At 42.6% G+C, this 1,428-nt stretch carries 3 protein-coding genes; 2 read left to right on the plus strand and 1 reads right to left on the minus strand.

The window, feature by feature from the left end; all coding sequences use genetic code 11:
• Window positions 1-473 (plus strand): transposase (locus tag A7090_RS06550; RefSeq protein WP_198599570.1); only part of this gene is annotated, 473 nt, incomplete at its 5' end.
• Between the two features lie 95 nt (window positions 474-568).
• Complete coding sequence (locus A7090_RS06555; RefSeq protein ID WP_105273410.1) at window positions 569-1,021, plus strand: hypothetical protein; 453 nt, start codon at window positions 569-571, stop codon at window positions 1,019-1,021.
• Here the strand turns inward: A7090_RS06555 and A7090_RS06560 are convergent.
• A partial coding sequence (locus A7090_RS06560; RefSeq protein WP_123056929.1) for an IS630 family transposase occupies window positions 1,005-1,428 on the minus strand: 424 nt, incomplete at its 5' end. The genes A7090_RS06555 and A7090_RS06560 overlap by 17 nt on opposite strands.

Genomic DNA, 1,428 nt, shown 5'->3' on the forward strand with positions numbered 1-1,428 from the left:
CGCAGACTCACATCCAGCTGTGCATCATCCATATGGTGCGTAACAGCCTGAAATACGTGTCCTGGAAGGACTATAAAGCCGTCACCAGCGGGTTAAAAGCAGTCTATCAGGCCCCGACCGAAGAGGCGGCGCTGATGGCGCTGGATGCGTTCGCGGGAGAATGGGACGATAAATATCCGCAAATCAGCAAAAGCTGGCGTGCACACTGGGAAAACCTGAATACCTTCTTCGGCTACCCGGCGGATATCCGTAAGGCTATCTACACCACGAACGCGATAGAATCGCTGAACAGCGTGATCCGTGCGGCGATAAAGAAACGCAAAGTGTTCCCGACAGATGACTCGGTGCGGAAGGTCGTGTATCTGGCGATCAAGGATGCGTCGAAAAAATGGCGTATGCCGATCCAGAACTGGCGGCTGGCAATGAGTCGTTTTATTATCGAGTTCGGTGACCGCCTGAGCGATCACCTTTAATACAGTGGCAGTTACACAGAATTACTGACAGGCTCTTGAAGCGTGTGATTGCTGTAAAGAGATTTTATCAAAAATAGGTATATCTGATGCATTTGATGCAATTGCAAAACTTAGTGGATAGTGTATGCGATTATCATGAGTGTCATGATGATTATATTTTTTTTATTAGAATTATAAATTTTATGGATGAATGCTTTACCTTTATTGAACCTTTTTTGGATGAAAGTTCCTTGGTTGTAAAAGCTGAAAGTAAAAAAGCAAGATTTGAACAGGACGAACAAAAAGTAGCAGAATTACATGATGCCTTTACCAAGTTAACTAAAGAAAAAAGAGTATCTCGTTATAAAGATAAAGTTGTGAGGGGGCGATATTTTTCTTTATTGGTGTATTTTTGTCCGTTTGATCGTTGGAAGGATGAGCGTACTAACATGATAGACTATTTTGTTTTTGATATTATAAATGCAGGAGTTTCAGAGGAAAGCATTTGCAAAATATTAAAACATCACTTTAGTGATATATACCCAATAAACCTCAAGATGCGGGTTTGAGTACCTGAAAGTGATCGTTTATTCGGGATGCCTGAGAATCCGCTATACCCGGCAGCGTATGACTGAAAAATTCAAATATTGCGTCCCTGAACTCTCGCGTACTGCTGAAGTAGCGATTATTCCGGGCATGTTCGTTCATTAATTTCCACATTCGTTCTATCGGATTCAGGTTTGGACTGTACGGCGGGAGATAATGGAGCTGTATATTCACCACTTCTGCCCAGTCTTTTACTAACTGTGAACGGTGGTAACCTGCGCCATCCAGAATGACGTGGATTTTCTGGTTATAATCAGGATAAACCTTACGTATCTCATTGAAAAAACGGGATACATTGTACTCATTTATCGTTTTATATTCGCAGATTAACGGGTGTTCCGGGGCTTTCAGATCCAGCGCCCCCATGATA

It is taken from the genome of Escherichia sp. MOD1-EC7003 (assembly GCF_002965065.1).
GTDB lineage: Bacteria > Pseudomonadota > Gammaproteobacteria > Enterobacterales > Enterobacteriaceae > Escherichia.

What these genes read in the sequence shown, in the direction of transcription:
- A7090_RS06555 (WP_105273410.1), top strand. Translation starts at nt 569, where the DNA reads ATGCAATTGCAAAACTTAGTGGATAGTGTATGCGATTATCATGAGTGT.